The organism is Pseudoalteromonas sp. S1609 (genome assembly GCF_005887255.1).
GTDB lineage: Bacteria > Pseudomonadota > Gammaproteobacteria > Enterobacterales > Alteromonadaceae > Pseudoalteromonas.
On record NZ_PNDJ01000185.1, the window covers coordinates 1 to 421 of the forward strand.

Genomic DNA, 421 nt, shown 5'->3' on the forward strand with positions numbered 1-421 from the left:
TCTGTTTGTACACGTTCGAATAATGCACCATTTAGGTAAATGTCATCAGAGTGTGCTGAGAACACAGGCGCCATTTTTTTATCAATGCGTTGGTACTCATCGTTAGAGATAAGACCTGATAAGTTGTAGAATGCAGCTGATGCGCGGTTTAATAGTTCACCAGCAAGTTCCATTTCTACCAAGGTATTTTCAAAAGTAGCTGGTTCTGGATTATTGGCAATTGCCAAAATTTCTGCATTATGTTGTGCAATACCTGCATCAAATGCAGCTTCGTATTCAGTAGTACCAAACTTATCAAACTCAGGAGCCATGTATTGCAATGGGCTTGGTTTAAATAATACATTGCTTGCGTTGATATCTTGCACTTGTGCTGTGCTTTGTTGTTTTGTTTCTTGGGTGCTTGATAAACATCTGACACCTA

At 39.2% G+C, this 421-nt stretch carries 1 pseudogene; it reads right to left on the bottom strand.

The features are described 5' to 3' along the window. Nucleotides 1-365: pseudogene (locus tag CWB76_RS19355) on the bottom strand (dipeptidyl carboxypeptidase II); the annotation flags it as partial. Nucleotides 366-421: the final 56 nt, after the last annotated feature.